This window comes from Bacillus cereus group sp. BceL220, assembly GCF_051776965.1.
GTDB classification, from domain to species: domain Bacteria; phylum Bacillota; class Bacilli; order Bacillales; family Bacillaceae_G; genus Bacillus_A; species Bacillus_A cereus.
Genome location: NZ_JBPWBC010000004.1, coordinates 312,730 through 338,226, shown reverse-complemented (window position 1 = coordinate 338,226; position 25,497 = coordinate 312,730). Strand labels below are relative to the sequence as shown.

The window sequence follows — 25,497 nt, the reverse complement described above, 5'->3', positions numbered from 1 at the left end:
GATGTTTAAAATGCGTCAGTTATTTTTACATAAGGATTGTAGAGAGCCTTTGAATCAATCTTTATTCTGAAGCTACAGACACGCATAAATTATGCTCTTTTTTCAATTGGTAGTTTAAATGTAAAAGTACTGCCTTCTCCTAATTCACTTTCAACTGTAATTTCTCCTCCGTGTAGTTCGACAATCCATTTTACCATCGACAATCCTAAACCTGTGTTTCCGATGTTTGAAGATGTGCGTGCTGCATTAACTCGATAGAAGCGGTCCCATATTTTATTAATATGTTGCTCGCTGATGCCGATGCCATTATCGGAGACTTTACCTATTATGTTGGTTTCATCACGGAATAGTTGCATATGCACAGTTCCGCTCGCTTTACTATAAGCAATCGCATTCGTTAGTAAATTCATTAATAAACGCATCATCAATGTTTGATCTGCTTTAATAAATAGGTCTTCCTCTATATTAGTTGTTATATCAATCGAAGCTTCTTGAATCATTAATGAAAGCTCTTCTACAACGATTTCCGTTAATTCACTCATATTGATACATTCAAATTGGAAAGTATTATGGTTTCCTTGGTCAGCTCGTGCTAATAATAAGAGTTGTGAGATTAGAGCGGACATTTTACGTGATTGTTTTAAAATTACTTCTAACGATTCTTCCATTTCTTTCGGATTATTTCTCTGCGATAAAGCGTATTCGCATTGCGAAATAATAACAGATGTTGGTGTTCTTAATTCATGAGATGCGTCAGATGTAAATTGTTTTTCACTTTCGAATGATGTCTCCAATCGCTCAAACATTTTGTCAAAGGTTTGTGCTAAATGATACATTTCGTCTTTCGGTGAACCTTGTAAATTAATTCTCTTCGAAAGGTCTTTACCATCACCAATTTTACTGGCTGAATCACTCATTTGTTGCACAGGTCGAAACGCCCTTTGCGTGATAAAATATCCTCCGAATGCCGCAATGAGAATAAGTAATGGGAATGAGATGATTGTTACCACGATAAGCGTATTCATCGTTGAGGATAATTGGTTCATAGTCATTATTCCACGAACCCAGACTTGCTCATCGCCGCCTGCATTATGGAGAAAATCATATACTATCCATTCTTTATTGCCATCTTTAATGGTTTGTATTTCATCAGATTTAAGCGATATCTTTTTATTAAAGCTTGTTGGACTATGTCCTACCAACAGCTCACCTTGTTTACTATAAATGCTTATATTTACTCCATCTTCTAAGGTTTCAAAATCATCGTCAATCTTTAACTGTCCATGCTTATATTCGATATCTTCCATACTTTCTTTTACTGTGCTCTTTAATTGATCTTTCATATTAAAAAGCAAAACTTTATCTGAAGAAGTTAAAATAAAAGCTAACACGAGTGCCATAATAATTACAATTAGCCCCGTATACCACAGGGTCACTCTCATTTTTATTGATAGTCTTTTCATGATTCTACTCGCAATACGTAACCAGTTCCTCGTACTGTATGAATTAACTTCGTTTCAAACTGGCTATCAATTTTTTTGCGAAGATAGCGGACGTAAACATCAATAATATTCGAGCCACCTTCATAGTCGTAATTCCACACATGTTGCTCAATTTTATCTCGTGTCAGCACAACTTCTTTATTACGGATCATATATTCTAAAATAGCAAATTCTTTACTGGAAAGAGTGATAACTTGGTCTCCTCTTATTACTTTATGCATATTGCAATCTACCACTAGGTCAGCGATTTCAAACACATTAGATGTATTTCCTGTTTTTCTTCGCATTAACACTCGAATTCTTGCTAACAGTTCATCAAAAGCAAACGGCTTTACTAAATAATCATCTGCACCTAAGTCGAGTCCTGTTACACGATCATCAATTGTATCTTTAGCTGTAAGAAGCAAGACAGGAGTTGCATTATTGTCCGCGCGTAATCTTTGTAATACGCGTAAACCATCTATTCCGGGAATCATAATGTCAAGGACAATCAAATCGTAGGTAGCCATGTTTATATAATCCAGGGCATCTTCTCCATTCCCACATGCATCGACACTATAATGTTCTGCATTTAATCGTTTCACCAATATATTTTGTAAGTCTTGTTCATCTTCGACGATAAGAACTCGCATTAACATTCTCCTTTTCTTCTTATTAATATGTATCACTATAATTCCAAAACATTAAAGAAAGATTAGAAACTAGTTAATTATATCATTTTATCCCGCATTAACGGGCAGTAAGACTCCTCCCTCAAAATTCGGTGAATGCGAGGGAGGTAGGTAGGGATTAACTGCCTGTAAAAGCCTTCACTTTATTTTTTTGTACATTAATCTTCCTTTAATGTTTGTTCAGTAATATAAAGGCAAGGATAAGGTGCACATGTAAAGGGAGGAAAACAGAATGGGAAAATGGATGCTGATTGGAGCAATGTCCTGTTTATTCTTAACAGCTTGTTCTACTCAAGTTGATAACAATACAGAAGTACAACAACTGAAAGTGGAAAATGATAAATTACAAAAAGAAGTCGCTCAACTACAACAAGAACCAAACAAAACACAAGCTGCTACAAATGATAAGAAACAAATACAAGATTTCAAAAACGAAGTCTCATCTATTGTAGAAAAGGCAAATAACACGAAACCAGTTGGAGCAAAAGAAGATAACTTAAATACGTACTTAGCAGCAAAAAAAGAAATTGACCAATTGGATGACAAGATAGATCTATCTGATAATCAGCTAGAAGCAGATTATCACGCTGGAACGATAACTGTTGAGCAATATCAAACGCAAGAAAAAGAACACGATATACTGGAAGATCAATTAGAGCAAGCAGAAAATGCACTTGAAGCAAGATTTGGAATAGATGATTAATCATTAAGGAGTGGATGAAAATGTTAAAACATAAAAAGAAAATAATTATAAGTGTAATTGCTATTTTAGTAAGTGGTATTGCTATTGTTGGTGGATATTATGGTATGGGTTACAATTATGCAAAAAAGAATGAAAACTACACAGAGAAACAAGTTCGTGAAATTTCTTTAGCTCATACAAATGGAGAAATTATGAATGTGAAAAAAGAATTTGAATTAGAAGATGACAACTTAGCACAATCAAAATTTGAATATGAAGTGGAAATCAAGACACCTGATAATCTGTTAAATATTTTAAAAGTTAGTGCTAGGACAGGTACAATAGAAATCAATAATGAAGATTAAATAAATATCGCATATTTGAAAAAACTCCGAACAAAATTTGTTAGGAGTTTTTTTCATGTTTATACGTTACTATTTTGAAATGTGGAAAATCTTCATACTTCTACAATCTATATAAATGATTCAAGCTTCACATCTTATGAATTACTTGAAGCGCTAAACTTAAGCAAAATAATGAACTATCCTATAGAAGAAAGTTGAGGGAGCTAATCGCATATGTTTTATTGAAAGGATGTGATTGAATTATGGAACGGCCAAATTGGGGAGTTGGAGGATTAGTATTCGTTGGCTGTATGTTTCTTGGTGGAGGAGTGGGATCTATGTTAGGTAATGCCCAAACTGGATGGCTAATAGGAATGGGCATTGGATTTCTTGGGATGGCTTTAACGAGACTGTTCAGAAAATAATGTAACTGAGATTCTTCTTCTGGTAAATAAGGAAATATGTAAGTAATTCATGGCATAAGAGTTCTATAAATTATAGTTAGAATTTTCTCTTTTGTATTTGTCTTTTCTAAATTTCTCCATACATAGATACGATTCTCAAGTCGGAGGATAGCACCTTAGGGTGTCTTTTTTATGCTTTTTAAAAATGTCTTAATATATATAGCTGAGTTAATTTAAATAATCAAGAATAATTGAGCTAATAGCTCTCGGTAGATTGCCATCATTTTTTTAATAGATTAGATTCATTACCGTTTCAGACCTATGTATTCATTCATAACCTAACAGTAAAAGGGGGGATGATTAAAGGTATGGCGTTTAATGATGAATTAATTTGTCAACAGTTTGCAAGAATTATCGGCGGGCAAGAAGGATTCGCCGGTGGGAAATGCGTGGCAACAATAAACAGGGATGAAATACGAGCAACAATCTTAGGAAAACGTTTTAGAGTAACAACTTCCTTTTCATTCGAATCACGAGACAATAAAACTGGACGGGCATTATGCCTAGGTCGAGTAGCACTCTTACAAAAAGAAGTCACTGAATTTGTGGCGACAATTATTAAACAAGGAATAATCGTTTCGTCTATACACAATGAGTGGTTATGTGATGATCCAAATTTGATTTACGTTAATATCGAAGACGTTGATAATCCACTAAATTTTGCAAGAAAAGTGAGAAGAGCGTTATGCACGTAATCAATTTCTTTAGTTAAACGAGTGATTATATTAAATTGAAAAGTTCAGCGTGTTGGATGGTTTTATAAAACGAAAGAAGGTGTTTCATATTTGGAATGCCTTTTCTTTATGTTTTCGTTGCTAATGTGGGTGGTTAACTGATTATATGCTGTTTATCTTGTAACAGCAAGAACTGGATGAGGTATCTTGAAAGGTGTTTGACAGTCTGTAGATACCATATTTTATCAAATGTTATTAGAATATCATAAAACGACAGGGGAGAAATCGCCAGAGAAATACGTCAGATTAGTTATTCCTGCTATAATCTAAGGGTGCGATTTTGTTTTCGAAAAATAATAGGTAAATCATTTGACAATTAAAATAATCTACTTTAATATATGTGCCATAGCATATATATGGTGAAACAAATACATTCATTGTGAATGATTGACTGGTATGCTATATCCTTTTATATCTTAATTTATAGAGGTGATATATGAACTTACATGATTTAATAGGCTATCTTGTTCATCGTACTGATGTGAAAATGACCAATTATTTTACGAAGAAATTAAAGCCTTATGGAGTTACGCCAGAGCAGTGGGGGATTATTAGTGTTCTTTGTAGCCAAAGGAGCACTACTCAAAAAGAGTTGGCGGAAGCTATTGATAAAGATCAAACTACTGTTGTTAGAATGATACAGTCAATGGAGAGAAAAGGGATTGTAAAGAAGGCTTTGAATGACCAAGATAGGCGTTCACATAACCTTTTTTTAACTGAAAAAGGTGACGAGTTAAAGAAAACAATCTTGCCTGTAGTGAAAGACGCTCACCATTTCGTTACGAGTAATTTGAGCAGGGAAGAAATTAAAGTATTACAATCGCTATTAAACAAATTGTATGATACACACTATTAATATTTGTTCCTTATTGATGCTATGCTATTCATAAGGAACAAACTTTGTTTTAGATATTATATATGCTATAGCATATACTTTTTGTTTGGACGAATGGGAAGATAACTTTATTTTGTATCATATCTGATTCAGGTTCATTTTTTTGCTTAGTACCAGTCAAATTTTTGAATTATATATGCTATAGCACATAATTTTCGGCCCTTTAATATTGAGAAGGGTAATGTAAATGGAAGCGACTTCCATACGGGTAATCTCAGGAAATAGGGTAAAGGTAGTGACTACTACCTGAACAATACTGAGTTTTTATCAAATAATAAGAAAGGTGTGATTACTATTTTAATTTTCATCAATATTGTAAAAGTAGTGTTGTTTCTGTTCTTTTTAATGACAGGAATGAAAATTATATCCGGGAAAATGGCAGATGAGTTCAAACGATTTGGTTTACCTTCGTTTTTTAATTTCTTAACTGGAGCTTTTGAGATTGTAGGAGCGATTGGAATGTTGATAGGAATCTGGATTCCAGTAGTAGCTTTATGGGCAGGATTGTTATTAGGCGGTACGATGCTTGCAGCCGCATTAACTCTAATTGTATTAGCGAGAGATCCTTTTAAGAAAGCAATACCTGCGCTTGTTTTGTTTGTCCTTAGTTTAGGGGTAAGTTTGTATCATATTTTTTAAACATAACTGAAAACTATTAAACTTTCACTTTATGCGTTCAAGTTACTATCGTTTTGTGATTATGTTACAAATAGGGGGATTCTCCAATTAGTGCTTGAATAATAATAGCAATACGAATTTAGACATTACGATCATTCGGATCATAATCAGTAAAAGAATGGCAAGAATTTTATATTAAAAATAGGAGTGAGTGAAAATGGCATATTTATTACAAGTTGATTTTCCGTTTGAAGGTCCTTTTGGTGAAGAAATGGAAAAAGGATTTTGGGATTTAGCAAATAGTATTAACGAAGAAGAAGGATTCCACTGGAAAATATGGACTGAGAATGAAGAAACAAAAGAAGCTGGAGGCATTTATGTATTTGAAGAAAAACAAGATGCTGAAAAATACGCGGAAATGCACAAGAACAGACTTGAAGCAGCTGGTGTTAAAGATATTAGAGTAAGAATTTTTAACATCAATGAAAAGTTAACTAAGTTGAATCGTGGTTTTATTAAATAATTCCGACAGTCGGAGCAAGCGTAAAAAGGAGGGGGATAATCCCCTCTTTTTTAATTCTTAAATTGATGGTGAGGGGGCTCGTATAAAAATAAACCTAGTGCTATCATGAGACATTTTTTATTTGAACGATCTACAAGACTTCTTGACCAAATATTAGTAAACAATGTTGATAAAGCCCTAATAATATATAAACCAGAGACAGTAATTGCTGATTCTGTTATGTTAAGAACGATTAGGTTTAGAGCAATAAAGTAAACCCAACTTCCAACACTTGAAACACCAATATTAAACAATAAGATAGATGGATACCGCCAAATTTCCAATGTTTTGTTAAAACTCAATTGAATTCCTCCTAAAATATAATCAGATAGAATGCAACACTTAAAACAAAATAAAAAAATACCACTCCCACGACTTGAAGTCTTAGGGACGAGATTTATCATCGCGGTGCCACCCTAGTTTATTAATATGTCGCCATATTAACTTTATCAGGTACGGCATTTAAAAATGCTTATACCTTAGCTCTATAACGGGAGATCCCGCCACATAACCCCCTCCTAAAAGGTTCCGACGTGCTACTCTGAGGCTTGCTTCAATAAAGAAATTCTAACCCTTTTTCAGCTACCAGGGTTCTCTGTATAGAATTCACTTTATTTACTCTTCTCTTCATCGCATTTATTTTTTATATAATATTACCTATAGGTATTTGTGTTTAATATCTTAATAGGTTTTTTATAATACAAAAAACCTATTAAGATATATGATTCTCATCTAACAACTAAAAAAAGAAAAATACTTGAGAGCAAAAATTATTTGCAACTTTAATACAAAGTGGTTTTTTTCGTTTTGGGGGTACTATAAAATATTAGCTTGATAGCGATGGGATAGCGCCAACACAAAGCGAATTTCGTACGTTATCAGGGCCTAAATCCAAAAAACACTTAAAATATCAAGCTCCTAACATATTTTACATGACTAATATGTTAGGAGCTTTTGTTTTGGTAATGAGTTTTGCAACTTAATTTGAATAGTATTTTTCTCTGTTTAGGTAGAAATTAGTAAAGTCCCATAAACGATCGTTTATGGGACTTAGTTGGTTACACTAATTCACTAAATATATCGTCTTTTATTTACTATATATCTTTTGAGAAAATTACCATTTACACACAATCAGTATTAGTGTATTATTCATCTAGTACACTAATACTGAGGAGGGGAGAAATGAAAACTGAGTTTTCTCCTAATATCCCGATTTATATTCAGGTAATGGAATATGTTAAAAAAGAAATTGTAACAGGTCGTTTAGCACCGGGTGATAAAATACCAGCTGTACGTGAACTAGCCAGTGAATTACAAGTGAATCCAAATACAATTCAACGCACATTTCAAGAGCTAGAACGAGAAGGTATTGCTGTGACACGAAGAGGAACAGGGAGATTTGTAACGAGTGAAAGAGAAATGATTACTGAACTACGCAAAGAAATGGCAACAGAGTTGCTTGATAATTTTATAAATGGAATGGACAATTTAGGATTTACGAAAGAAGAAATTCTTCCAATCCTCCATTCTTCATTAGAAAAGAAAAGGAAGGAAAACGAATGACAGAGTTATTAAAAATTGAGAATCTGTGGAAAAGATATAACTTAAAAACAGTGCTTCAAGATTTAAGTGCAACAATTTCTGAAGGGAAAATTATTGGTCTTGTTGGTGATAATGGTAGCGGAAAAACAACATTATTAAAAATGATTGCTGGTTTGCGTTATCCTTCTAAAGGAACTATCACAATTGAAGGTCAGAAGGTAGGAATAGAAACAAAGAAAATTGTTTCATTTATGCCTGATAGTCCTGTTTTTGACGAGTGGATGACGATAAAAGATGCTGTAGCTTTCTATCGGAATTTTTATCCTGATTTTGATTTAAACCAAGCAATGGAATTAATAACTGAATTTAAAATGCCATTAGAAGAGCATATAGTTGCTTTATCCAAAGGTGAAGTGGAAAAATTACAACTTATCTTAACTTTCTCCAGGAAAGCAAAGTTATATATATTAGATGAGCCATTGGGTGGAATTGATCTTGTTTCTAGAAAACATGTATTAGATTTAATTCTTAAATTTTACCGAGAAGATTGTACCATTCTCATTTCAACTCATTTAATAGAAGAAATCGAAAATATATTTGATGAGGTAATCTTTTTAAAAGAAGGAAATATTGTATTACATGAAAATGTAGAGGAAATCCGTTTTCATCAAGGGAAAGCAGTACATGAGTTGTTTAAGGAGGTTTTTGAGTAATGAATTCACTTTTTCATTATTTATATAAGTGTAATAAAAGAAGCATAGCCATCTTTTATTTTGTTTTTATCACTTTTTCTTTACTACTTTTATTTCATGTGAAAGGTTCATTAAAAATAATGAATTCGTTTAGACAGGATATAACATTAGCCATATTTCTAATAGTATTATGTATGGCTTCGTTTTCTATTTTTTTACTAGCGTTGTCATCTTTTAATAAAACGATAAAAAATTCTATGATTCGCTACACAGCTATATCATCTCAAAGAAATATATATGCAAATTTATTTTTTTTCACACTCGTATTTATTATTTTGCTAGTAATAGGACTAATTTTTTTATATTATTTTTCCTTAAATACTAATGGTAGTAAAGTAACTGAGAGTCTTCAACAAGATTTTTATATGTTATATGAATATGGCATCTTTCATCATGTATTTGCTGTTTTTTCGTGGGGAATCGATTTCATGTTTTTGTTAGTTTCTGGTTATTTCATCATAGTTATTACAAAACAGTTTCCTGTTAAGGAATCGGTGAGTAAGATACTTTTCTTTATCATTTTCTTTGCTATTTTTGTAACAATCCAAACAGTAGTAATGGATGTTTTAAGTAGATTAGAGAAATATGTAGTTACTATAAAAAACAATGAGTTTATTGATCAGAATGGCTTTATTGATACGTCCTTTTATCCTAGTGAGTGGAGTACTATTACTGACCTAGGATTTAGCTGTTTGTTAATAATTTTCTTCGTAGCGCTTACTGGCCGCATCATCGATAAGAAACTAGAGATATAAAAAATTCACTTTATACGCAAAACACATTTTAGGAGGAAATAATGAAAACATCTAATCCAATGTTAAAAAAGAACGCTTTTCATAAAAAGCAAACAAACACTTCTACGATGACCATTGGTGGAACCGTTAGAAAAACATTCGTTATGCTTGTCTTACTTCTTGCAGCGTCTGTCTATTCATATTTACAGGTAACACAAGGTACAATGAAAATGTCGGTATTAATTGGAGTAGCAGTGGTTAATATAATAGTTGCATTTTTAGCTATATTTATTCCTCGAATATCACCAGTTTGCGCACCGATTTATGCTGTGGTAAAAGGAATTTTATTAGGAAGTATTTCTGCATATTATACAATGCGTTTTGGAAATTCTATTGCTTTAACTGCTGTATTGTTAACCATTTCGATTTTATTTGCAATGTTAGTATTATATGCTACTCGTATAATAAAAGTAACTGAAAAGTTCCGTACTGTTTTAACAGCTGCAACACTTGGCATTTTAATTATGTATTTGATTGTCTTCTTACTAAACACCTTTGTTTTTACTGTTTCTTACATTCACCAAGGTGGGACAATCAGTATCATTATTAGTGCCGTTGTGATTTTCGTTGCTGCATTAAATTTATTACTAGATTTTGATTCGATTGAAAATGGTGCACGTAGCGGGGCAGCAAAACATATGGAGTGGTATAGCGCAATAGGGCTCATGATGACATTAGTATGGTTATACCTTGAAATTCTCCGTTTTGTTTCTTACTTTATGAAAAACGAAGAATAGAAAAAATCCTGCATGTTTGAAACATGCAGGATTTTTTTATCTAGTAGTGTCAATTTGAACCCGAGAAAGTATCAAGAAGCTGTAACAGTAATTAAATATTGCTACTTTTTATTAATACACTAACAATTATTGTTGTTAGCTTTATGTATATTCATTTATAATAGAATATGGAAAATTTTAAACTGCAATAATAAAGATTTTTAGTATATAAGAGCTGGGAGCAGCTCTTTTTATTTTGCTCAGGGGGAGTGTGAAAGAAAAAAGTTTATGTTAGTAGCGAAATTAAATAATCTAATAGAAAATAAAAAATTAGAATTAGTAGAACTGGTAAATAAACATGGCTTTAGTCATACGAAAGTCCTCCGTTTAAGTCAGGAAATTGATAAATTAATTAATAAATATATGATTATAAAAAAGGAACCCTATAATAGTAGGGTTCAAAGGGAACATATACATAAAATAAATAAAGAGAATAATTTAATTATATAAGAAATTTTATACTGTAATATTGAGAAAGTGTAAAAACTTAATTAATTATTTTCGTTTGAAAAGTGATGTGATTACTATTTTAAAATTAAGAACAGAGTTAATAGATAAAGCAAACTAATTGATATAAAAGAAGATACCAATGTTAGTAAACTGGAAGGCAATATTGCATTTAATTTATATGAAGAGTTACAAAAAATAAACGAACCTAAGAAATTTAAATTTTATCCTTTTAATGAAAAGGAAGTCAGTGAATTCTCATAAGCTAATTTCTCGGAAGACGCTAAAAAAATGATTCGTTTAAGAAACTGGGTTTTAGAAGTGCTACCTATTATTCATTTGTATAATCAGGTTGGAAATTTACCTCTAACAAGAGAAAATGATGACTTTATAGAGTATCTTGAAGATAAAAATTAAAAACAAGTAAAAAACGGATGTAATTTGTCTAAAAATATAGAATTTTTAACAGAAATTCATAATTATGTTATATAATGATGTTAACAAACCATATTTTAGGCATTATCCCCGATTGTGTAGAATAAATAATTTGTTTTGATTAGCTAAAGAATTTAGCTAAAAGAACTTGTAGCGGGGCCTGCTGCAAGTTCTTTTATTTTTTCAGTAAAGGAAAATAAGAAAAGGAGGGAATACAAGTATGACAAGAAATTTAAAGAAGGCAGCACTTAATTCGTTAGATGGTAAATGGGGGTTGGGGATTGGAGTATCAGCTTTAAACTATTTTGTACCCACTCTTAGTGCATCAGCAATCGCGGGTTTCATGTATTTATTAGTTGGCTTATTTATTGGAGTAATTGGTTTGGATGTGTTCTTAATTTATTCGATTAGTGGGGAACCACAAGTAGATCCAACTGCACTAGTTTTACTTATTCTAAGTTATATATTTTTAGGAATTATTTGTTTCTTTATTTACAGTTCCATACAAGGTATCTTTAAATTTGGATACTCTGTTTTCACCTTGCATTTAGGTAAAAGTGAAGATGCTAAAGTAGATGATGTATTTTTGGGATTTAAGAAGAACAACGTGTTTAAGTCAATAAAATTGGGTCTGTTACAGGCAATTTTTCTTTTTTTATGGAGTCTATTATTAATCGTTCCAGGTATTATTAAATATTTTTCTTATTCTATGTCTTATTACATATTAATAGAGAATCCTGATTATACAGCAAGTGAAGCATTGAGGGAAAGTAAAAGAATAATGAAAGGACAAAAGTCAAAGTTATTTGTTCTTTGGTTATCATTTATTGGTTGGTTTTTATTAGCCGCCTTTATAGGAATGTTTACATTTAATCTATCTTTTATTTTCATTTCTCCTTATTACAACACAACTGTTTCACATTTTTACTTAGATATAATTAAAAAACAAGATGTTGGAGAAGCGAAGGTAAGTATATAGATGGGGAGAGTGGATATGCGATTATGCACATCCACTTTTTAATATTATATTAAAAGACTTAAGCTGCTGGATATACCATGTTTATTATGATTTGAGCAAGGATACCACAAACATGTTGCAAGTTGGGTTGAAACAAAGGTTGATTATAAATTCTTACTTGTACTAGAATTTTATTTTTAACAAAAAATCTCTATATATAGAAATTAAGAACTATAGTACTACTCTGTGCATTCCATCTCTCTCTTTTTTGCTTTAAATGTAGATTTTCGTTTTACTTTTATCTCAGCAAGTATAACACCGCTTAGAATAAGTAATGCTCCAATATACCCTTTGAGTGACAATACTTCGTTCATGAACAGGTATGCAAATAGTGCAGAAAATACAGGTTCTAACGAAAAAATGAGTCCTGTATGTGTCGGTGTTGTGTATTTCTGTGCCATCGCCTGAATGATGTAGGCAAAAGCACTGCAGAATATACTTAATACCAGTACAGCGATCCAACTTTCTTTAGTGGATGGAAGTTGCGGCTCTTCGAAAATCAGGGCAGAGAGTACGCCAAACCCTCCTGCAAATCCCAACTGAAGAATTCCAAGCTGCAATGTATTGGCCACTTTAGCCGCCCTTCCGGTGACAATAATATGAAAAGCATAAAAGAGAGCAGCGAGTATACAGAGTAAATCTCCAGAATTAAGTGTTAATTGATTATTCAAAGTCAGTAAACCAATTCCAGTCATTGCAACAAGGGAACTAATGATTAGTCTGTAGCTCAGTCGATCCTTAAACAGAACGATAGATAATAAAGGGATAAAGATTACGGTCAAACTGGCTAGAAAACCAGCATTTGAAGCTGATGTCGTTTTTAAACCTAAGATGACTGAAGCAGATACAAAGAAAAGTAAAAATCCTAGAATAAAGCCGTATTTTAAGGTGACAAAATGAATTGAATGAAATTGTTTAAAAAAAACAGCAGCACAAACCAAAAAAGCAATACCAAAGCGTAATGCAACAAGAGAAAATGAAGGGACAGTTTCCAATCCGATTTTCATAAAAAGGTAGGAAGTACCCCAGGTCATTGTAACAAGTAAGATCATAAGATTAGCCTTTATTGGTTTCATTTTTAGTTCTCCTTTAAAATTTTTATGTACTTAGTTTAATTGTGATTCAAGTATTAGTAAAACGAATATATGTAATGTTATACTTGAACAAAATTCATACATGAGAAAGTAGGAGAATCGATGAGTCTGACTAAGTTAGAAATCTTTCTGAAGACGGTTGAAATGGGGAACTTATCAAGAGCGGCCGAAGCACTGAATGTGACTCAGTCAGGTGTCAGCCATGCGATTAGAAGTCTTGAATTGGAGTATGGTTTTCAACTGTTATCCCGGAATAAAACGGGTGTTCGATTAACAGAAAATGGTGAGCGTGTTTTAACGCATGTTCGTGAAGTAGTAAATCATAATGAGCGATTGAAGCAAACTGTTGCAGAGATTAATGGGATAGTGGCAGGAACCTTGCGCATCGGAACCTTTACAAGCGTTTCTATTCACTGGTTGCCTGCAATCATTCATCGATTTCACTTGGAATATCCTCGAATTGAAATCAAATTAATGGAAGGTGATTATGGAATGATTGAAACGTGGATTCAACAAGGGGTGATTGACTTAGGTTTTATGTCACTACCGTCGTCGGGCCATCTAGAATCTATTCCACTAAGAAAAGATCGAATGCTATGTGTCCTTCCTAAAAATCACTCATTAAGTAAACAATCTATAATTCAGTACGATCAGCTCGAGAAAGAGCCTTTTATTATGCCTGCTTCTTCATGTGGTTACGATGTTAGGAAAGTATTAGAAGCTGCTAGGGTTCATCTCGATATCCAATTTGAAACCGGTGATGATCATGCGATTGTCGCGATGGTGGAGAACGGGCTTGGAATCAGTGTCATGTCTGAACTCGCATTACAAGGACAATGCGAAAATGTTACGGTTGTGGAATTGGAAGACAAACCTAAACGATCGCTTGGGTTGTCACTTACTTCAATTAAACACGCATTACCAGCGACAAAACGTTTTATCGAACATACCCAAAAATGGCTGGATGGCGATTGAATATATAGGCAAGCAAAAGAAAATTAACATTTTATGATATTTAGTCCATATAGTGGTGCCTTTTCAAAAGAAGAAATAAACGGGGAAAGAAAAAGAGCAACTCACAGAAGATATTCACAAAAGCTCTCCAATTATAAGTATGTAGTTAGTGTATTCATCTTATAACGTATAAAAAGACACTATAGAAAGTGTCTTTTTATACGTTGACATACTATGAAAGAAAATGTAGCGATTAATAATAATTTGTTGGATGCTTCTTGGTTAATCCTAGTATATTAATATAGACAAACGTAAATTAAGTTTTGAATATATATAGATTTTTTATGTTTGTACACATCGTTCGTCAACTTCTTTTCGTTTTGATAATTTGTTATTCTGATTTGTAATAACGATAATTAACTAGTAAGTTAGAATAAAGATTTAATACTTGCTAAGATTGTAAGTACTCCTACAATAATAACAAATACATTGCTCATTTTACCTCTATATTGAGCTAATACCGGTACTTTACGGATCGCATACATTGGTAATAGACATAAGATAGCAGCAACTAATGGACCGCTTAGAGCGTCAATGAGCCCAAGAATACTTGGATTTGCATAAGCAACGTACCAGCATGTTAATACGACAAAAGTAAGAATTACTGTCTTAACTGTTTTTTCTTCTATATCTTTTCCACGTGTTTTACCAAATTTGATAATCATGTCACGCATTACTTCATATGATCCTATATAATGACCAAGGAAAGACTTTGTTATAGCCATAAAAGCAATAATAGGAGCTGCAATCGTAATTACTGGCGAATTAAGTTCATTAGCGAGATAGGATAGGATTGATAAGTTCTGCTCTTTTGCCACTTTTAAATCATCTGGAGTCAAACTCAGTGCGCTGCTCCAAACGAAGAACATAACAACAACGAACGTCATGATATAACAAATCTTTTGTATTTGAGCACATTTAGCATCAGTTGCTTCTATGCCATACGTAGATCTTTGTTTTATCACAAAAGACGAAATCATTGGAGAATGGTTAAATGAAAACACTATGATAGGTAGTATCATCCATATCGTTCCCAAATAACCTGTTCCGGTTGAAGCAGTAGAGACATCTGAAAAACTAAGCATTGATGTGTTCCACTGAGGAATTAGAGATATTGCGATAAATAGTAGAGAAGCTATGAAAGGGTATACTAGCAAGCTCATAATTTTTACAGTGATATCTTGACCAAAATTTAGTATAGCGATAAGACCCAGTACTAAGACAAGCGATAAAATGGCTCTTGAGGGCTCTTTCATATGTAATTGATTCACAATAAAACTACTTGCAGTATTTGTAAGTGCAACTGAATACATCAAGACAATTGTATAAATTGAGACGAAGTATACGATGTTAAAAATAATACTCGCCTTATTTCCGAAATACTCTCTTATTGTACCCGTAATTCCCTCATCGGCAGAATTGGAAGCATATATCATTTTAGCAAGCGCTCTATGTGAGTAATACATAACTGGATAGGCAAGTAATGTAATGAGTAATAATGATAATAAACCACCTGAACCTGCATTAATTGGTAAAAAGAGTACTCCTGCTCCAATTGCTGTCCCAAAAAGGCTCAATGCCCACGTAGTATCTTGCTTATGCCACTTTTTAGGATCCAAATATTTCTCGTTTGTAATCACAGTATTTTCAGATTGCAATTCTATTTTTTTAGCAGTATTCCCATTCATATAATAAATCCTCCTTGTATCCTATTCTTAAGTCTTAGGAATATAAGTCGTTCTGGAAAATGAATCTCCTACAAGTTCCTCAAATCGTGTGTTCTTCTCTAATTGAATCTAAAACCCAATGTTTGTTAACGCTTTCAAAATCTTTTGATTGTAGATGAGTGTATTTAAGTGAATAAGGATTAAAAAATTGTAAGTATGTCCAGAATTCCCCTAAAACTATTGCTTTTAATTCGTGAGACATCTGACTTCCATCCCTTTATATCGCTTCAATAACCTCGTCAACATTGTAGACAGTGCTAAGGCATAGCTAATGCGATGTCTTTTGCTACTAAAGAATTTTTAATAAATTTTCTTTTTGATTACACACCTTTCTTTGAGTGATTTTTTCATCTTGTTCAATTTTAGAAAGTTGATATTTTCTAAGGTGCTAATAGGTTATCCCTAGACGTCCCTATTATAGCTTGTATATTTATAAGTTAAATATTTTTGTATTTTAAGAAAAAATGAACAAACAGAATTTTGAATAGGTAATAAATTCAACATTACATGTAGTATTTGTGTCTAATGTTTGAAACTGTATTAGTTAGAGGGAAATCAGCAGTAATACAGGGGTTCTTACATTTTCACATTGTTTATATTGGTAATCTCTTGTTGAGATACCTATATTTCTCTTTTTTGAAATATCTTATTTTTAGCGTGAAAGCTGTTGTAATAAATAATACATATAGATGATAGAAACTTATGTTAGGACATGTATAGGTGAGATGTTGAATATTAAATAGTAAATTTGTATTTAAATTCATTTTTCGAAATAAATAAACTTTTATGTGAAGTCAAATTCCTATCAAATTAATACAACTAAATGTTATTAAAATAAAAAATAATCAATTATAAAAGTGATTTTGAACGTAAGGAATTTGTAAGGAAGAGGTAAGAAAAAAGAGATTTTCATTGTGTAAGATGAAAATGTAAAGAAGAGTGAGAGGAGAAAAATACTATATATTTCTATAAAAAACAAATCAATTAATAAGACTTGTTTGGAGGAAAAGAGACATTACAGATTCAATGTCGTCCTTTTGCAGTGGGTTAAGAAGAAAGCTGTGTGATTAGTTCCAAACAGCAAATAACCATTTATACAATATGAATAGGGGAAAGGATTATTTTGATGAAAAAGCATCGTCAAATTACATGTTCAGGTTTAGCTCTATTAATAACTGGAGGTTCCCTGTTTTATACACCTCTAACCTCAAGTGTAAAAGCGGAGTCCATTCAAAATGTATCTAACTCGTTACAAACAAGCACTCAAAGAGACCGTAATTCCGTCAAAGAGGCAATGCGGGATACATTGAAACTAGGATATCCAGGGATACTTGCTAAAACTTCTGAGGGTGGAAAAACATGGAGTTATGCGGCTGGTGTAGCTGATCTGAGTAACAAGAAAGCAATGAAAACAGATTTTCGTTTTCGGATTGGCAGCGTGACAAAGACGTTCACTGCAACAGTTGTACTTCAATTAGCAGGAGAAAACCGCTTGAATTTAGACGATTCTATTGAAAAATGGTTGCCTGGTGTCATTCAAGGAAATGGATATGATGATAAACAGATTACTATCCGGCAATTATTGAATCACACAAGTGGTATCGCTAATTACACAAGGTCAAAGGATTTTAATATGATGGATACAAAAAAATCTTATACTGCTGAAGGATTAGTAAAGATGGGAATATCCATGCCTCCAGATTTTGCTCCAGGAAAGAGCTGGTCGTATTCAAATACAGGATATGTATTACTAGGAATTCTTATTGAAAAAGTAACTGGGAACAGCTATGCGGAAGAGATTGAAAATCGAATTATTGAACCACTTGAATTAGCGAATACATTCTTACCTGGAAATTCAAGCGTCATTCCAGGAACCAAGCATGCCCGCGGATATATCCAATTAGACGGAGCAAGTGAGACAAAAGATGTTACTTATTATAACCCAAGTATGGGGAGCTCGGCCGGAGATATGATTTCTACAGCTGATGATTTAAACAAATTCTTTTCTTATTTACTTGGGGGCAAGTTATTGAAAGAACAGCAACTAAAGCAAATGCTTACAACAGTCCCTACAGGAGTAGGTGAGCTTGGTGATTCCGGGCTTGGAATTTTCAAAATGAAGCTTTCAAACGGTGAATCGATATGGGGGCATGGAGGAACCATTCCTGGCTTTTTAACTTTTGCTGGAGGCACACTTGGAGGCAAGCATACATTGGCAGTCAATTTGAACAGCCTTAAAGCTGATACTCCTGATCCTTTTAAAAATATTTTACTTGCTGAATTTAGCAAGTAGTCTAAAAGTAAAAACGGGTAAAATTTATCATGGTTTCATAGTTAAACAAATTAATGATGAAAACGATCAATTATTTAAGGAGGTATCCGTGATGAAAAATAAGCTAACTGGTGTGTTAGCCACTGCATTAGTGGTAACTATGATTCTACCAACAGGAGCGAAAGCATTTTCTGAAAGTAAGACTACTGTTGTAACTGGTGAAGAAGTAGCTAGTCAGGAACTGAAGAAGATTGCAGCAGAGAAGGCGGAGCTACTTACGAAGTCCCATGGGGCAGCTAGCGTGCAGTATGCACTAATTGATAATGGAAAACTTATTTTGTCGGGTCAGGCTGGCAAGAACGATATGGAAGGGGAAAAGCCGCTAACCAAAGATACTTTATACGGGATTGGTTCAGTTAGTAAAATGTATGCAACAGCGGCTGTAATGAAATTGGTCGATGAAGGAAAAGTCGATTTGGATGCTCCTGTTGTCCGCTATGTTCCTGATTTTAAGATGAAAGACGGTCGATACAAACGTATTACACCGCGTATGTTATTGAATCACTCCTCTGGATTGCAAGGTTCTACGTTAGGTAATGCATTTTTATTTAACGATAATGATACCTATGCCCATGATACTTTGTTACAGCAATTGTCAAATCAAAACTTGAAGGCGGATCCTGGTGCTTTCTCGGTATACTGTAACGATGGTTTTACGCTGGCCGAAATTTTGGTGGAAAGAGTTAGTGGTATGAGCTTTACTGAATTTCTACATCAAAACTTTACAGGGCCTTTAAAAATGAATCATACGAAAACGCCGCAGGACAAATGGAGGGATGAAAATCGGGCTGGACTATATTACCCGGCGTACCAAGGGCAACTTCCAATTGAATCGGTGAATGTTATTGGTACGGGAGGTATATCTTCCACGGCAGAAGATATGGTGCGATTCTCACAACTATTTATGGGACAGGGAAAAGGAATCCTCTCTGATAAGGTAGTTAAGGCAATGGAGCAAGAGGAATATAAAAAAGGAATGTGGCCGGGGGCTGGCGAGAATATTTTTAACTATGGTCTTGGCTGGGATAGTGTAAAACTATACCCATTTAGTGAGTATGGGATCAAAGCTTTGGCTAAGGGCGGCGATACGGCATTGCAACATGCTATATTAGTCGTGCTTCCGGAACAGAAAATAGCAGCGGCTGTATTGACATCTGGTGGACGGAGCTCTACAAATCAGCTAATGGCAACTGAATTGCTGCTCGCTACGCTTAAAGAAAAAGGTACTATTAAGGAAATCAAGCCGAACAAATCCTTTGGTAAGCCGGTCAAAGTCAAAATGCCTCAAGGCGTAGCAAAGAAAGCTGGATTTTATGGTAATAGCGAAACTCATTTCAAGATTGAAATTACGAAGAACGGTGAACTATTCTTACCATCTAATCCAGAAGAAAAATATGTATATACTGCTGATGGAAGCTTTATTAATGAGGGGGGTACTTCCAAGCTCAACTTCGTAACCGAGAAGAATGGAAGAACTTATTTGAAGGAGAGCGCATATAAATCTCATCCAGGTTTAGGGCAAAGTGTGATGACCCACTATTTAGCTGAGAAACTAGAAGATAACGTGCTTTCGAAGAAAACCGCTGCTGCATGGGCAAAGAGGGAAGGTGTCAAGTTTTATCGTGTAAACGAGAAATTTAGTTCTATTCAATATCTTGTTCAGTCGAAACATCTTAGTACTCAAATTACTCGCAAGGAAGGCCCAGCAGGCTATTGGGATGGCAGAAAAATTACAGGTCCGAACACGGCGGTGCATCAGATCCAAGTACCCGTGATGAATGGTCGTGATACGACGGAAACGCATTTCTATACAGAAGGCGGCAATGAATATATGGAGATGGCTGGATTGTTATACGTAAGTGAATCTAATGTAAAACCAATTGATGTAGGCCAATCATCCAAAGTTACGTTGGATGCAAATGGGCATGCGAAATGGTTTACAATTCCACAAGCGGCAACAGACAAAAGGATGACCGTGACGCTGCCATCAAATGGTTCATTTGCGGTGTATGATGAGAAGGGAGTTTGCGTCAACTTCACCATTGTGAGTGGCAATAACAAGGTGGAACTTCCGAAGAACGGAACAATCGTATTCGCTGGGGCACCGAAATCGGAATTTGCAATCTCGGTGAACTAGCTATAATTTAAGATGATCTTAAACAAAACCAGTACGGTACAGAAAAGATGTATTACTGGTTTTGTTTGTATTTATGCATTCTCAATGAAAAAACTTGAATAATATCACTCTCAAGCACTATAAAAACATCAAAACTAGAAAATTAGTATCTCTAGAAGATGTACAGTTTTTGGGGAGTTGAATAATTTTAACAGCGTAGAGAGATTAAATTTCTACTCTTTTTCTTCTTAATTGGGGTACGACCTCAATTAAGAAGGTTTCTTCAATTAATAGAAATGTATGTACATACACATTGTATTTTTATTCCATAACTTTTAAAATTTTGTTCACGATAGTTTGATATTGTAAAAAAAAAAAATATGTGGAACGACATCACTTTGTTTTTTATACAGCTTTGTAATTAAACTATAGTATTGTATTTTTCTTCATTATTGAAATTAGTAATAATAAAATGTATTATTGAAAAGCACAATTTATAATTCAAGTAATCAAGCATATGTACCCATAATAATTTGAACATTCAGAAATTATAATATTGTCTAAAAACGAGGTGAGATTCATAGAAACAGTACATATTAAGTGGTATGGCATGTATAGTATAAATGACTTTTATAATAGGGAAGAAGCTTCTAAGAAGGGGATATTTGCAATCTCTAGAGTATATGCTAAGAATGTAACATTGCTTTATATAGGACAAACCAAAAGAAGCTTTATACAAAAGATAAGAGAACTTAATAAAGAGTGGACTTTTGATGAGAGCGAATTAAAGATTACATTAGGAATAATAGAATTTCCTAGTGGTGAAATTTACTCTGAAAAGAAGGTAAAAGAGATAAAATCTCTTTTGATTTTACGACATACCCCATTAGAAAACGAAACATCTTTATTATACTATAGAGGGAAATTTAATTTAAAAATTATAAATAAGGGAAGAAGAGGCTTAATTGTTAAAAAGCTTTCTACAGGAGATCTAATGTGGACGTAATTGGAATCACCTTTGAATAAAATTGAAGGTTCCTTAAGTGCAGAAGCTTATCAATTTTTAATGTATTAAACTATTTTGAATAACATATGTCAGATACTTGAAAAAACACAAATTATATTATGATATGAAATCCTGTATGGAAAGTGTAGTTTATTTCTATTGTTTAATAAAAATATTAAGAATTTTAGGGATAATACATAAAGAGTAGAGGAGAAAGTAAACACGGAGGTTTGAAGAATGGGACAAGTAAGCAGATTTCAAGAAAAACAACAGAATCGTCGTCAAAAGGCAATTTTTAATATTGCATTTACTTTGGTATTAGTGACAGTTGGTATAGTGACATACCAATTGTTTACCCCTTCTAATACATCAACGAAAGCAATTGCTCAAGAAAAGAAAGTAACAAAGATAGAAGAGAAGAAAACTGAAGATAAAGAAACAGCAAAGATAGAAGAGAAGAAAACTGAAGATAAAGAAACAGCAAAGATAGAAGAGAAGAAAACCGAAGATAAAGAAACAGCAAAGATAGAAGAGAAGAAAACCGAAGATAAAGAAACAGCAAAGATAGAAGAGAAGAAAACTGAAGATAAAGAAGCAGCACAGTTAGAAGGGAAACAAAAAGTAGAAAAATCGGTAAAAACGAACGGAAATGAAAATAAAGAGGAAGAAAAAACGGTATCTCAAGAAAAGGATCCTCAAACTAATCCTTCATGGAAGCCAATTGGTACAGAGCAAGGAGCAAAACCTGAAATGAAATTTAAAGAAGGAACAGTAGATTGGAGTGAGATGAAAAAAGCAATCTCTTATGCTGTTGATGTTCCAGAGAGCCAATTGATTTTCGATTTTATTGGAAATAATGGTAATAATAAAGCCTACGGTAATGTACGAGATAAACAAAGTAATAAAAAATATAAGGTTAATATTGATTGGGTAGAGAATCAGGGGTGGAAACCAGCATCTGTACAAGTGGTAAAATAAATAATAGAAATGTAATTATGTGCTTAAAAGTTTACTCTTGTAAAAACTCATAAAAGAGTTTGTTTCAATCAGGACTCTTTTGTTATGTTGACAGCATTAATTACTCAGACTCAATTGTGAGATCCTGATGCAGACAAAGTTTGAAGTTTATTAAAATCTACCTAATTTAGTGCTTCGAAAGGTTCAAAATTGCATTTTTAAAGCACTAAATAATTTATGGTACCTTTTGAAATATTTTTGGTCTTATTTCATTAGAAACAATTCCGTCTATATAACTAAAAAATGTATTATAATACCTATTAAACATATGAATAGGATAACAATTACCTGCTGTTAGCAAATTGCAGTTTATCTAATGAAAAGATCACTTGTTTCTAAGACAAGTGATCTTTTTATATACATTTCCTTTACTATTTTTGAAATTGAATAGATATTTCAATCTGTGTAATTACAATAGACTTGATTAAAATTAAAACTGCAACAAGGATAATACCGTCCATATTTGTAGTAAGAAATATATATATAATATCTTAATGCAAGGTTGGCCTATGTTCTATGAAGATATTAAAGAATTATAGGAAACATTGATAAACGGGAATTATTTTTATTACAATATCTATGCATCTTTAGGCCTAAATAGCTGGGTATTAGCTAAGAAACTTGAGATATTAGACTCCTATTAAGTTAAAAATGGCCTTAAGTGTACTTCCCATAAAGAAAATTATGTAAATAAGCTGTCCATATGGGCAGCTTATTGTATTTTTTGGCTTAGCTTGTTTTTTTCCGAAGTGCTGGCGGTTCCTCTACAAGTATTCTTGCATTTAAATTATTTTTAATATATTATATTTATATGGTTATATAGAAATGGATGTATACAAAAAAGACTCAAATCTATTAATAAGATTTAAGTCCTTTTCAAAGATAAAAAGATTGTACCGAAATGGAATACAACTTATACTTTTCTTTTTAATATGTATCTAGTAAAAAGACATCTTTCATCAATAAAATTGTATTTTCAATATAAACGGAAGTTTATTTATTTTCAATGATAGGAAATAGTGGGTCTAGAACATAGAGGAACAAGGAAACATATAGAGAAATCTGAAGAACCTGAAAACTATTGTATGTAGTTTGTTCATCTCAAGTACAATAAAAGAGTCTTACCTCTGTAGGCAAGACTCCACTAGTATAGCTGTATAATATTTACATATCAACTAAAAAACAGAAACCATATAACACCAAGTAGCAGAATCCTAATATTCCTCCTACAGCTAATACTTGTTTAAACCAACTCTTAAATTTTATATTGCTGTAAATATCTTGAACTTTTTCCATATTTCCTCCTATTAAGGCGAACCCTTAAAGACTCTCACTTCGTTATGGTACCATTAAAGAATGGCTAATAGAGGTCAAATATTGTCAAAACGTATAAATATGCAATATTGCATACAGAAATGTATTGTTACAAATGTAAGCGTTTACTATAATAAGTGTATAAAGTTTAATCACATCCCAGTACTAACAAAAGAGGAGGAAATAATATGGAAATCGCAATGGCAGTTTTAAAATTTATAGGTGGAGCAATCCCATTAGTTCAAGAGCTTCTAAAAGCATTTATGTAAATTCACTATTTAGCAATTATTTATAAAAATTATCATTCGTATGAGTAAAGCCCCTTTAACAATATTAGGGGGCTTTTTAAATTTCTAAATATTTAAGGTTACGTCACATCAACATCAAGTTAAAAGTAAATTTTAAGAATAAACCTATAGAGGATATTTTATAGTGAATCAAGATCCTTTTACAAAGTTGTAGGCATTAAACTCCTACGGCTTTTATTATACTTTATTGAAGTAAAAAGTCTCTTCAGAAAATCTAAAAGGACCTTTTTAGATTTTTAAATACATGACCTACTGATAACTGGGGAGTGTAGAGAATATATATTTGATTTTTAAACAAATATGACAAATTACATGTGTAAGTTAGGTCGATCTTTGTCGTAGATTAAAGGGACTTGAATAAAGTTCTTTTTATTTGTAATCAAATCCCAGAGTGGCCCCTAACCTAATACCGGGAATCGTCTCCTATCCCCTTATACGCTAAGATATTTTTGGAAGTAAAAACCCAAACTTAGACCCCGAATTTGCTTTAACGTGAGGAGAGTCTAATGTCGACTGTCAGAAACGTGCGACAAAAGTCTTAAAAGAATTATTAAACACCTACCGAGGACAGAAAATAGTATTAGGCACTCATGGAGCTGTAATGACTTTGATGATGGGGTATTATGACAGTAAGTATGATTTGAATTTTTTACTACAGACATCAAAACCATATATATATAGAATGGAATTAAATGGGAATTATATTCTACTTCTTTATCAGGATTATATTAAGAAGTGGAGATAGTATAAGTACCCAAAAAACGATAATAAAAACTGTATTCATCAGTTTCTACTCCTTATGTGGATCATAAAGTTATTATCCCGTTTATTGTGGGCTGACTAAAGTTTCCCTTTATCTCTCCGTCTCAAAAAACTCAATCCACTCCCCATCAGGACCAGCGAAGAATATGTAACGTGTTCCATCTGGTAATGTTTCGATTTCTTCTCCTAGTAAAAAGGTTACGCCGTGTTTTTGTATTCTTTCAATTTCATCCTCTAATGAATCTACCTTAAAGCAAATGTGATGTACTTTTCCTTCTGCCGGAAGAGAAGAGTTATAACCTTCAATGAGTTCGAGTATCGTTTCCTTCGATTCTTCCACACCTAAAAAAGCGAGTTTTAAGTCTGGGTTCGGGTGCCCCATACGTTTAAGGAGCTGTAAGCCGACTACTTCTTCATAAAATGAGATAGATGCTTCTAAGTTTGCAACCATAAGTCCTACGTGTTCAATTCTTCTAACTGGCATGTAGATTCCTTCTTTCTGAAAATTATATACAATATATTATTGAAAATTAAGAAAATAAGCAAGATAAAAACCTTACAAATTTTAGCG

The 25,497-nt window shown here is 33.0% G+C and carries 24 protein-coding genes, 3 pseudogenes and 1 other annotated feature; of the genes and pseudogenes, 20 read left to right on the top strand and 7 right to left on the bottom strand.

Annotation, left to right across the window (positions count from 1 at the left end):
- Positions 1-89: 89 nt before the first annotated feature.
- Together ACS2FK_RS13825 and ACS2FK_RS13820 are read right to left on the bottom strand one after the other, a co-directional pair.
- Positions 90-1,463, bottom strand: coding sequence for a sensor histidine kinase (locus ACS2FK_RS13825; protein ID WP_063547900.1), 1,374 nt, complete (start codon positions 1,461-1,463; stop codon positions 90-92).
- On the bottom strand, positions 1,460-2,134 hold the full coding sequence (locus ACS2FK_RS13820; RefSeq protein WP_063547898.1) for a response regulator transcription factor: 675 nt from the start codon (positions 2,132-2,134) through the stop codon (positions 1,460-1,462). Before ACS2FK_RS13820 ends, ACS2FK_RS13825 begins: the two co-directional genes overlap by 4 nt.
- A 271-nt stretch (positions 2,135-2,405) precedes the next feature.
- Here ACS2FK_RS13820 and ACS2FK_RS13815 point away from each other — a divergent pair, with 271 nt between their 5' ends.
- The 7 genes from ACS2FK_RS13815 (at position 2,406) to ACS2FK_RS13785 (ending at position 6,433) form a co-directional block, all read left to right on the top strand.
- The gene (locus tag ACS2FK_RS13815; RefSeq protein WP_000521301.1) at positions 2,406-2,876 is read left to right on the top strand and encodes a hypothetical protein; all 471 of its coding nucleotides are present in this window, start codon (positions 2,406-2,408) and stop codon (positions 2,874-2,876) included.
- A 20-nt stretch (positions 2,877-2,896) separates the two neighbouring features.
- A complete protein-coding gene (locus ACS2FK_RS13810; protein WP_063547896.1) occupies positions 2,897-3,220 on the top strand; it encodes a PepSY domain-containing protein in 324 nt (107 codons plus the stop codon).
- 242 nt (positions 3,221-3,462) lie between these two features.
- The gene (locus ACS2FK_RS13805) at positions 3,463-3,624 is read left to right on the top strand and encodes a hypothetical protein (protein ID WP_196213899.1); all 162 of its coding nucleotides are present in this window, start codon (positions 3,463-3,465) and stop codon (positions 3,622-3,624) included.
- A gap of 335 nt (positions 3,625-3,959) precedes the next feature.
- Complete coding sequence (locus tag ACS2FK_RS13800) at positions 3,960-4,358, top strand: DUF1259 domain-containing protein (protein WP_063547894.1); 399 nt, start codon at positions 3,960-3,962, stop codon at positions 4,356-4,358.
- Positions 4,359-4,833: 475 nt separating this feature from the next.
- Entirely contained in the window at positions 4,834-5,253 is a 420-nt protein-coding gene (locus ACS2FK_RS13795; RefSeq protein ID WP_063547892.1) for a MarR family winged helix-turn-helix transcriptional regulator, read from the top strand.
- A 327-nt stretch (positions 5,254-5,580) separates the two neighbouring features.
- Positions 5,581-5,931 (top strand): DoxX family protein, encoded by a 351-nt coding sequence (locus ACS2FK_RS13790; protein WP_031312939.1) that lies wholly within the window; start codon positions 5,581-5,583, stop codon positions 5,929-5,931.
- 196 nt (positions 5,932-6,127) lie between these two features.
- The gene (locus ACS2FK_RS13785) at positions 6,128-6,433 is read left to right on the top strand and encodes a monooxygenase (protein ID WP_000323764.1); all 306 of its coding nucleotides are present in this window, start codon (positions 6,128-6,130) and stop codon (positions 6,431-6,433) included.
- Between the two features lie 86 nt (positions 6,434-6,519).
- Here ACS2FK_RS13785 and ACS2FK_RS13780 read toward each other — a convergent pair.
- Positions 6,520-6,774, bottom strand: a pseudogene (locus ACS2FK_RS13780) (MFS transporter); the annotation flags it as partial.
- Positions 6,775-6,855: 81 nt separating this feature from the next.
- Positions 6,856-7,112, bottom strand: a binding site (T-box leader).
- Positions 7,113-7,654: 542 nt separating this feature from the next.
- Here ACS2FK_RS13780 and ACS2FK_RS13775 point away from each other — a divergent pair.
- From ACS2FK_RS13775 to ACS2FK_RS13750, 6 genes are all read left to right on the top strand, one after another.
- A complete protein-coding gene (locus ACS2FK_RS13775; protein WP_063547888.1) occupies positions 7,655-8,035 on the top strand; it encodes a GntR family transcriptional regulator in 381 nt (126 codons plus the stop codon).
- A complete protein-coding gene (locus tag ACS2FK_RS13770) occupies positions 8,032-8,727 on the top strand; it encodes an ABC transporter ATP-binding protein (protein ID WP_000137758.1) in 696 nt (231 codons plus the stop codon). Before ACS2FK_RS13775 ends, ACS2FK_RS13770 begins: the two co-directional genes overlap by 4 nt.
- Positions 8,727-9,521 carry a hypothetical protein gene (locus ACS2FK_RS13765; protein ID WP_001086592.1) on the top strand — a complete coding sequence of 265 codons (795 nt, stop codon included), beginning with the start codon at positions 8,727-8,729 and terminating at the stop codon, positions 9,519-9,521. The genes ACS2FK_RS13770 and ACS2FK_RS13765 overlap by 1 nt, the downstream gene beginning before the upstream one ends.
- A gap of 41 nt (positions 9,522-9,562) precedes the next feature.
- Positions 9,563-10,297 carry a Bax inhibitor-1/YccA family protein gene (locus ACS2FK_RS13760; protein ID WP_061457441.1) on the top strand — a complete coding sequence of 245 codons (735 nt, stop codon included), beginning with the start codon at positions 9,563-9,565 and terminating at the stop codon, positions 10,295-10,297.
- A gap of 267 nt (positions 10,298-10,564) precedes the next feature.
- Positions 10,565-10,786: an aspartyl-phosphate phosphatase Spo0E family protein gene (locus ACS2FK_RS13755; RefSeq protein ID WP_000959245.1), complete on the top strand. Its 222-nt coding sequence runs from the start codon at positions 10,565-10,567 to the stop codon at positions 10,784-10,786.
- Between the two features lie 652 nt (positions 10,787-11,438).
- Positions 11,439-12,197, top strand: coding sequence for a DUF975 family protein (locus ACS2FK_RS13750; protein ID WP_063547886.1), 759 nt, complete (start codon positions 11,439-11,441; stop codon positions 12,195-12,197).
- Between the two features lie 218 nt (positions 12,198-12,415).
- On the opposite strand, the gene ACS2FK_RS13745 is transcribed toward ACS2FK_RS13750, so the two are convergent.
- Positions 12,416-13,312, bottom strand: a complete 897-nt coding sequence (locus tag ACS2FK_RS13745; protein ID WP_063547884.1) for a DMT family transporter — start codon at positions 13,310-13,312, stop codon at positions 12,416-12,418.
- A gap of 120 nt (positions 13,313-13,432) precedes the next feature.
- Between ACS2FK_RS13745 and ACS2FK_RS13740 the strand changes: the two genes are divergently transcribed.
- Positions 13,433-14,305, top strand: a complete 873-nt coding sequence (locus tag ACS2FK_RS13740; protein ID WP_063547882.1) for a LysR family transcriptional regulator — start codon at positions 13,433-13,435, stop codon at positions 14,303-14,305.
- A gap of 407 nt (positions 14,306-14,712) precedes the next feature.
- Here the strand turns inward: ACS2FK_RS13740 and ACS2FK_RS13735 are convergent, their stop codons facing one another.
- Positions 14,713-16,032 (bottom strand): aromatic amino acid transport family protein, encoded by a 1,320-nt coding sequence (locus tag ACS2FK_RS13735; RefSeq protein ID WP_063547880.1) that lies wholly within the window; start codon positions 16,030-16,032, stop codon positions 14,713-14,715.
- Positions 16,033-17,197: 1,165 nt separating this feature from the next.
- On the opposite strand from ACS2FK_RS13735, the gene ACS2FK_RS13730 reads away from it, so the two are divergent.
- From ACS2FK_RS13730 to ACS2FK_RS13715, 4 genes are all read left to right on the top strand, one after another.
- Positions 17,198-18,364, top strand: a complete 1,167-nt coding sequence (locus ACS2FK_RS13730) for a serine hydrolase domain-containing protein (RefSeq protein WP_063549334.1) — start codon at positions 17,198-17,200, stop codon at positions 18,362-18,364.
- 91 nt (positions 18,365-18,455) lie between these two features.
- Positions 18,456-20,540 (top strand): serine hydrolase domain-containing protein, encoded by a 2,085-nt coding sequence (locus tag ACS2FK_RS13725; protein ID WP_063547878.1) that lies wholly within the window; start codon positions 18,456-18,458, stop codon positions 20,538-20,540.
- A 550-nt stretch (positions 20,541-21,090) separates the two neighbouring features.
- A complete protein-coding gene (locus tag ACS2FK_RS13720; protein ID WP_002094078.1) occupies positions 21,091-21,525 on the top strand; it encodes a hypothetical protein in 435 nt (144 codons plus the stop codon).
- A gap of 237 nt (positions 21,526-21,762) precedes the next feature.
- Positions 21,763-22,503, top strand: coding sequence for a YrrS family protein (locus ACS2FK_RS13715; RefSeq protein ID WP_063547876.1), 741 nt, complete (start codon positions 21,763-21,765; stop codon positions 22,501-22,503).
- Between the two features lie 1,203 nt (positions 22,504-23,706).
- Here the strand turns inward: ACS2FK_RS13715 and ACS2FK_RS13710 are convergent.
- Positions 23,707-23,838, bottom strand: a complete 132-nt coding sequence (locus tag ACS2FK_RS13710) for a hypothetical protein (RefSeq protein WP_000416932.1) — start codon at positions 23,836-23,838, stop codon at positions 23,707-23,709.
- Between the two features lie 99 nt (positions 23,839-23,937).
- On the opposite strand from ACS2FK_RS13710, the pseudogene ACS2FK_RS13705 reads away from it, so the two are divergent.
- A pseudogene (locus ACS2FK_RS13705) lies at positions 23,938-24,125 on the top strand (hypothetical protein).
- Positions 24,126-24,621: 496 nt separating this feature from the next.
- A pseudogene (locus ACS2FK_RS13700) lies at positions 24,622-24,909 on the top strand (histidine phosphatase family protein); the annotation flags it as partial.
- A 108-nt stretch (positions 24,910-25,017) separates the two neighbouring features.
- Here ACS2FK_RS13700 and ACS2FK_RS13695 read toward each other — a convergent pair.
- A complete protein-coding gene (locus ACS2FK_RS13695) occupies positions 25,018-25,410 on the bottom strand; it encodes a VOC family protein (RefSeq protein ID WP_001145268.1) in 393 nt (130 codons plus the stop codon).
- Positions 25,411-25,497 lie beyond the last annotated feature (87 nt).

Bases quoted from the DNA above. Each gene is read 5' to 3' on its own strand.
- ACS2FK_RS13765 (WP_001086592.1), top strand. From the start codon at position 8,727: ATGAATTCACTTTTTCATTATTTATATAAGTGTAATAAAAGAAGCATA.
- ACS2FK_RS13785 (WP_000323764.1), top strand. From the start codon at position 6,128: ATGGCATATTTATTACAAGTTGATTTTCCGTTTGAAGGTCCTTTTGGT.
- ACS2FK_RS13825 (WP_063547900.1), bottom strand. From the start codon at position 1,463: ATGAAAAGACTATCAATAAAAATGAGAGTGACCCTGTGGTATACGGGG.
- ACS2FK_RS13815 (WP_000521301.1), top strand. From the start codon at position 2,406: ATGGGAAAATGGATGCTGATTGGAGCAATGTCCTGTTTATTCTTAACA.
- ACS2FK_RS13745 (WP_063547884.1), bottom strand. From the start codon at position 13,312: ATGAAACCAATAAAGGCTAATCTTATGATCTTACTTGTTACAATGACC.
- ACS2FK_RS13760 (WP_061457441.1), top strand. From the start codon at position 9,563: ATGAAAACATCTAATCCAATGTTAAAAAAGAACGCTTTTCATAAAAAG.
- ACS2FK_RS13820 (WP_063547898.1), bottom strand. From the start codon at position 2,134: ATGCGAGTTCTTATCGTCGAAGATGAACAAGACTTACAAAATATATTG.
- ACS2FK_RS13730 (WP_063549334.1), top strand. From the start codon at position 17,198: ATGAAAAAGCATCGTCAAATTACATGTTCAGGTTTAGCTCTATTAATA.
- ACS2FK_RS13755 (WP_000959245.1), top strand. From the start codon at position 10,565: ATGTTAGTAGCGAAATTAAATAATCTAATAGAAAATAAAAAATTAGAA.
- ACS2FK_RS13810 (WP_063547896.1), top strand. From the start codon at position 2,897: ATGTTAAAACATAAAAAGAAAATAATTATAAGTGTAATTGCTATTTTA.
- ACS2FK_RS13695 (WP_001145268.1), bottom strand. From the start codon at position 25,410: ATGCCAGTTAGAAGAATTGAACACGTAGGACTTATGGTTGCAAACTTA.
- ACS2FK_RS13805 (WP_196213899.1), top strand. From the start codon at position 3,463: ATGGAACGGCCAAATTGGGGAGTTGGAGGATTAGTATTCGTTGGCTGT.
- ACS2FK_RS13770 (WP_000137758.1), top strand. From the start codon at position 8,032: ATGACAGAGTTATTAAAAATTGAGAATCTGTGGAAAAGATATAACTTA.
- ACS2FK_RS13715 (WP_063547876.1), top strand. From the start codon at position 21,763: ATGGGACAAGTAAGCAGATTTCAAGAAAAACAACAGAATCGTCGTCAA.
- ACS2FK_RS13750 (WP_063547886.1), top strand. From the start codon at position 11,439: ATGACAAGAAATTTAAAGAAGGCAGCACTTAATTCGTTAGATGGTAAA.
- ACS2FK_RS13710 (WP_000416932.1), bottom strand. From the start codon at position 23,838: ATGGAAAAAGTTCAAGATATTTACAGCAATATAAAATTTAAGAGTTGG.
- ACS2FK_RS13795 (WP_063547892.1), top strand. From the start codon at position 4,834: ATGAACTTACATGATTTAATAGGCTATCTTGTTCATCGTACTGATGTG.
- ACS2FK_RS13775 (WP_063547888.1), top strand. From the start codon at position 7,655: ATGAAAACTGAGTTTTCTCCTAATATCCCGATTTATATTCAGGTAATG.
- ACS2FK_RS13740 (WP_063547882.1), top strand. From the start codon at position 13,433: ATGAGTCTGACTAAGTTAGAAATCTTTCTGAAGACGGTTGAAATGGGG.
- ACS2FK_RS13800 (WP_063547894.1), top strand. From the start codon at position 3,960: ATGATTAAAGGTATGGCGTTTAATGATGAATTAATTTGTCAACAGTTT.
- ACS2FK_RS13735 (WP_063547880.1), bottom strand. From the start codon at position 16,032: ATGAATGGGAATACTGCTAAAAAAATAGAATTGCAATCTGAAAATACT.
- ACS2FK_RS13725 (WP_063547878.1), top strand. From the start codon at position 18,456: ATGAAAAATAAGCTAACTGGTGTGTTAGCCACTGCATTAGTGGTAACT.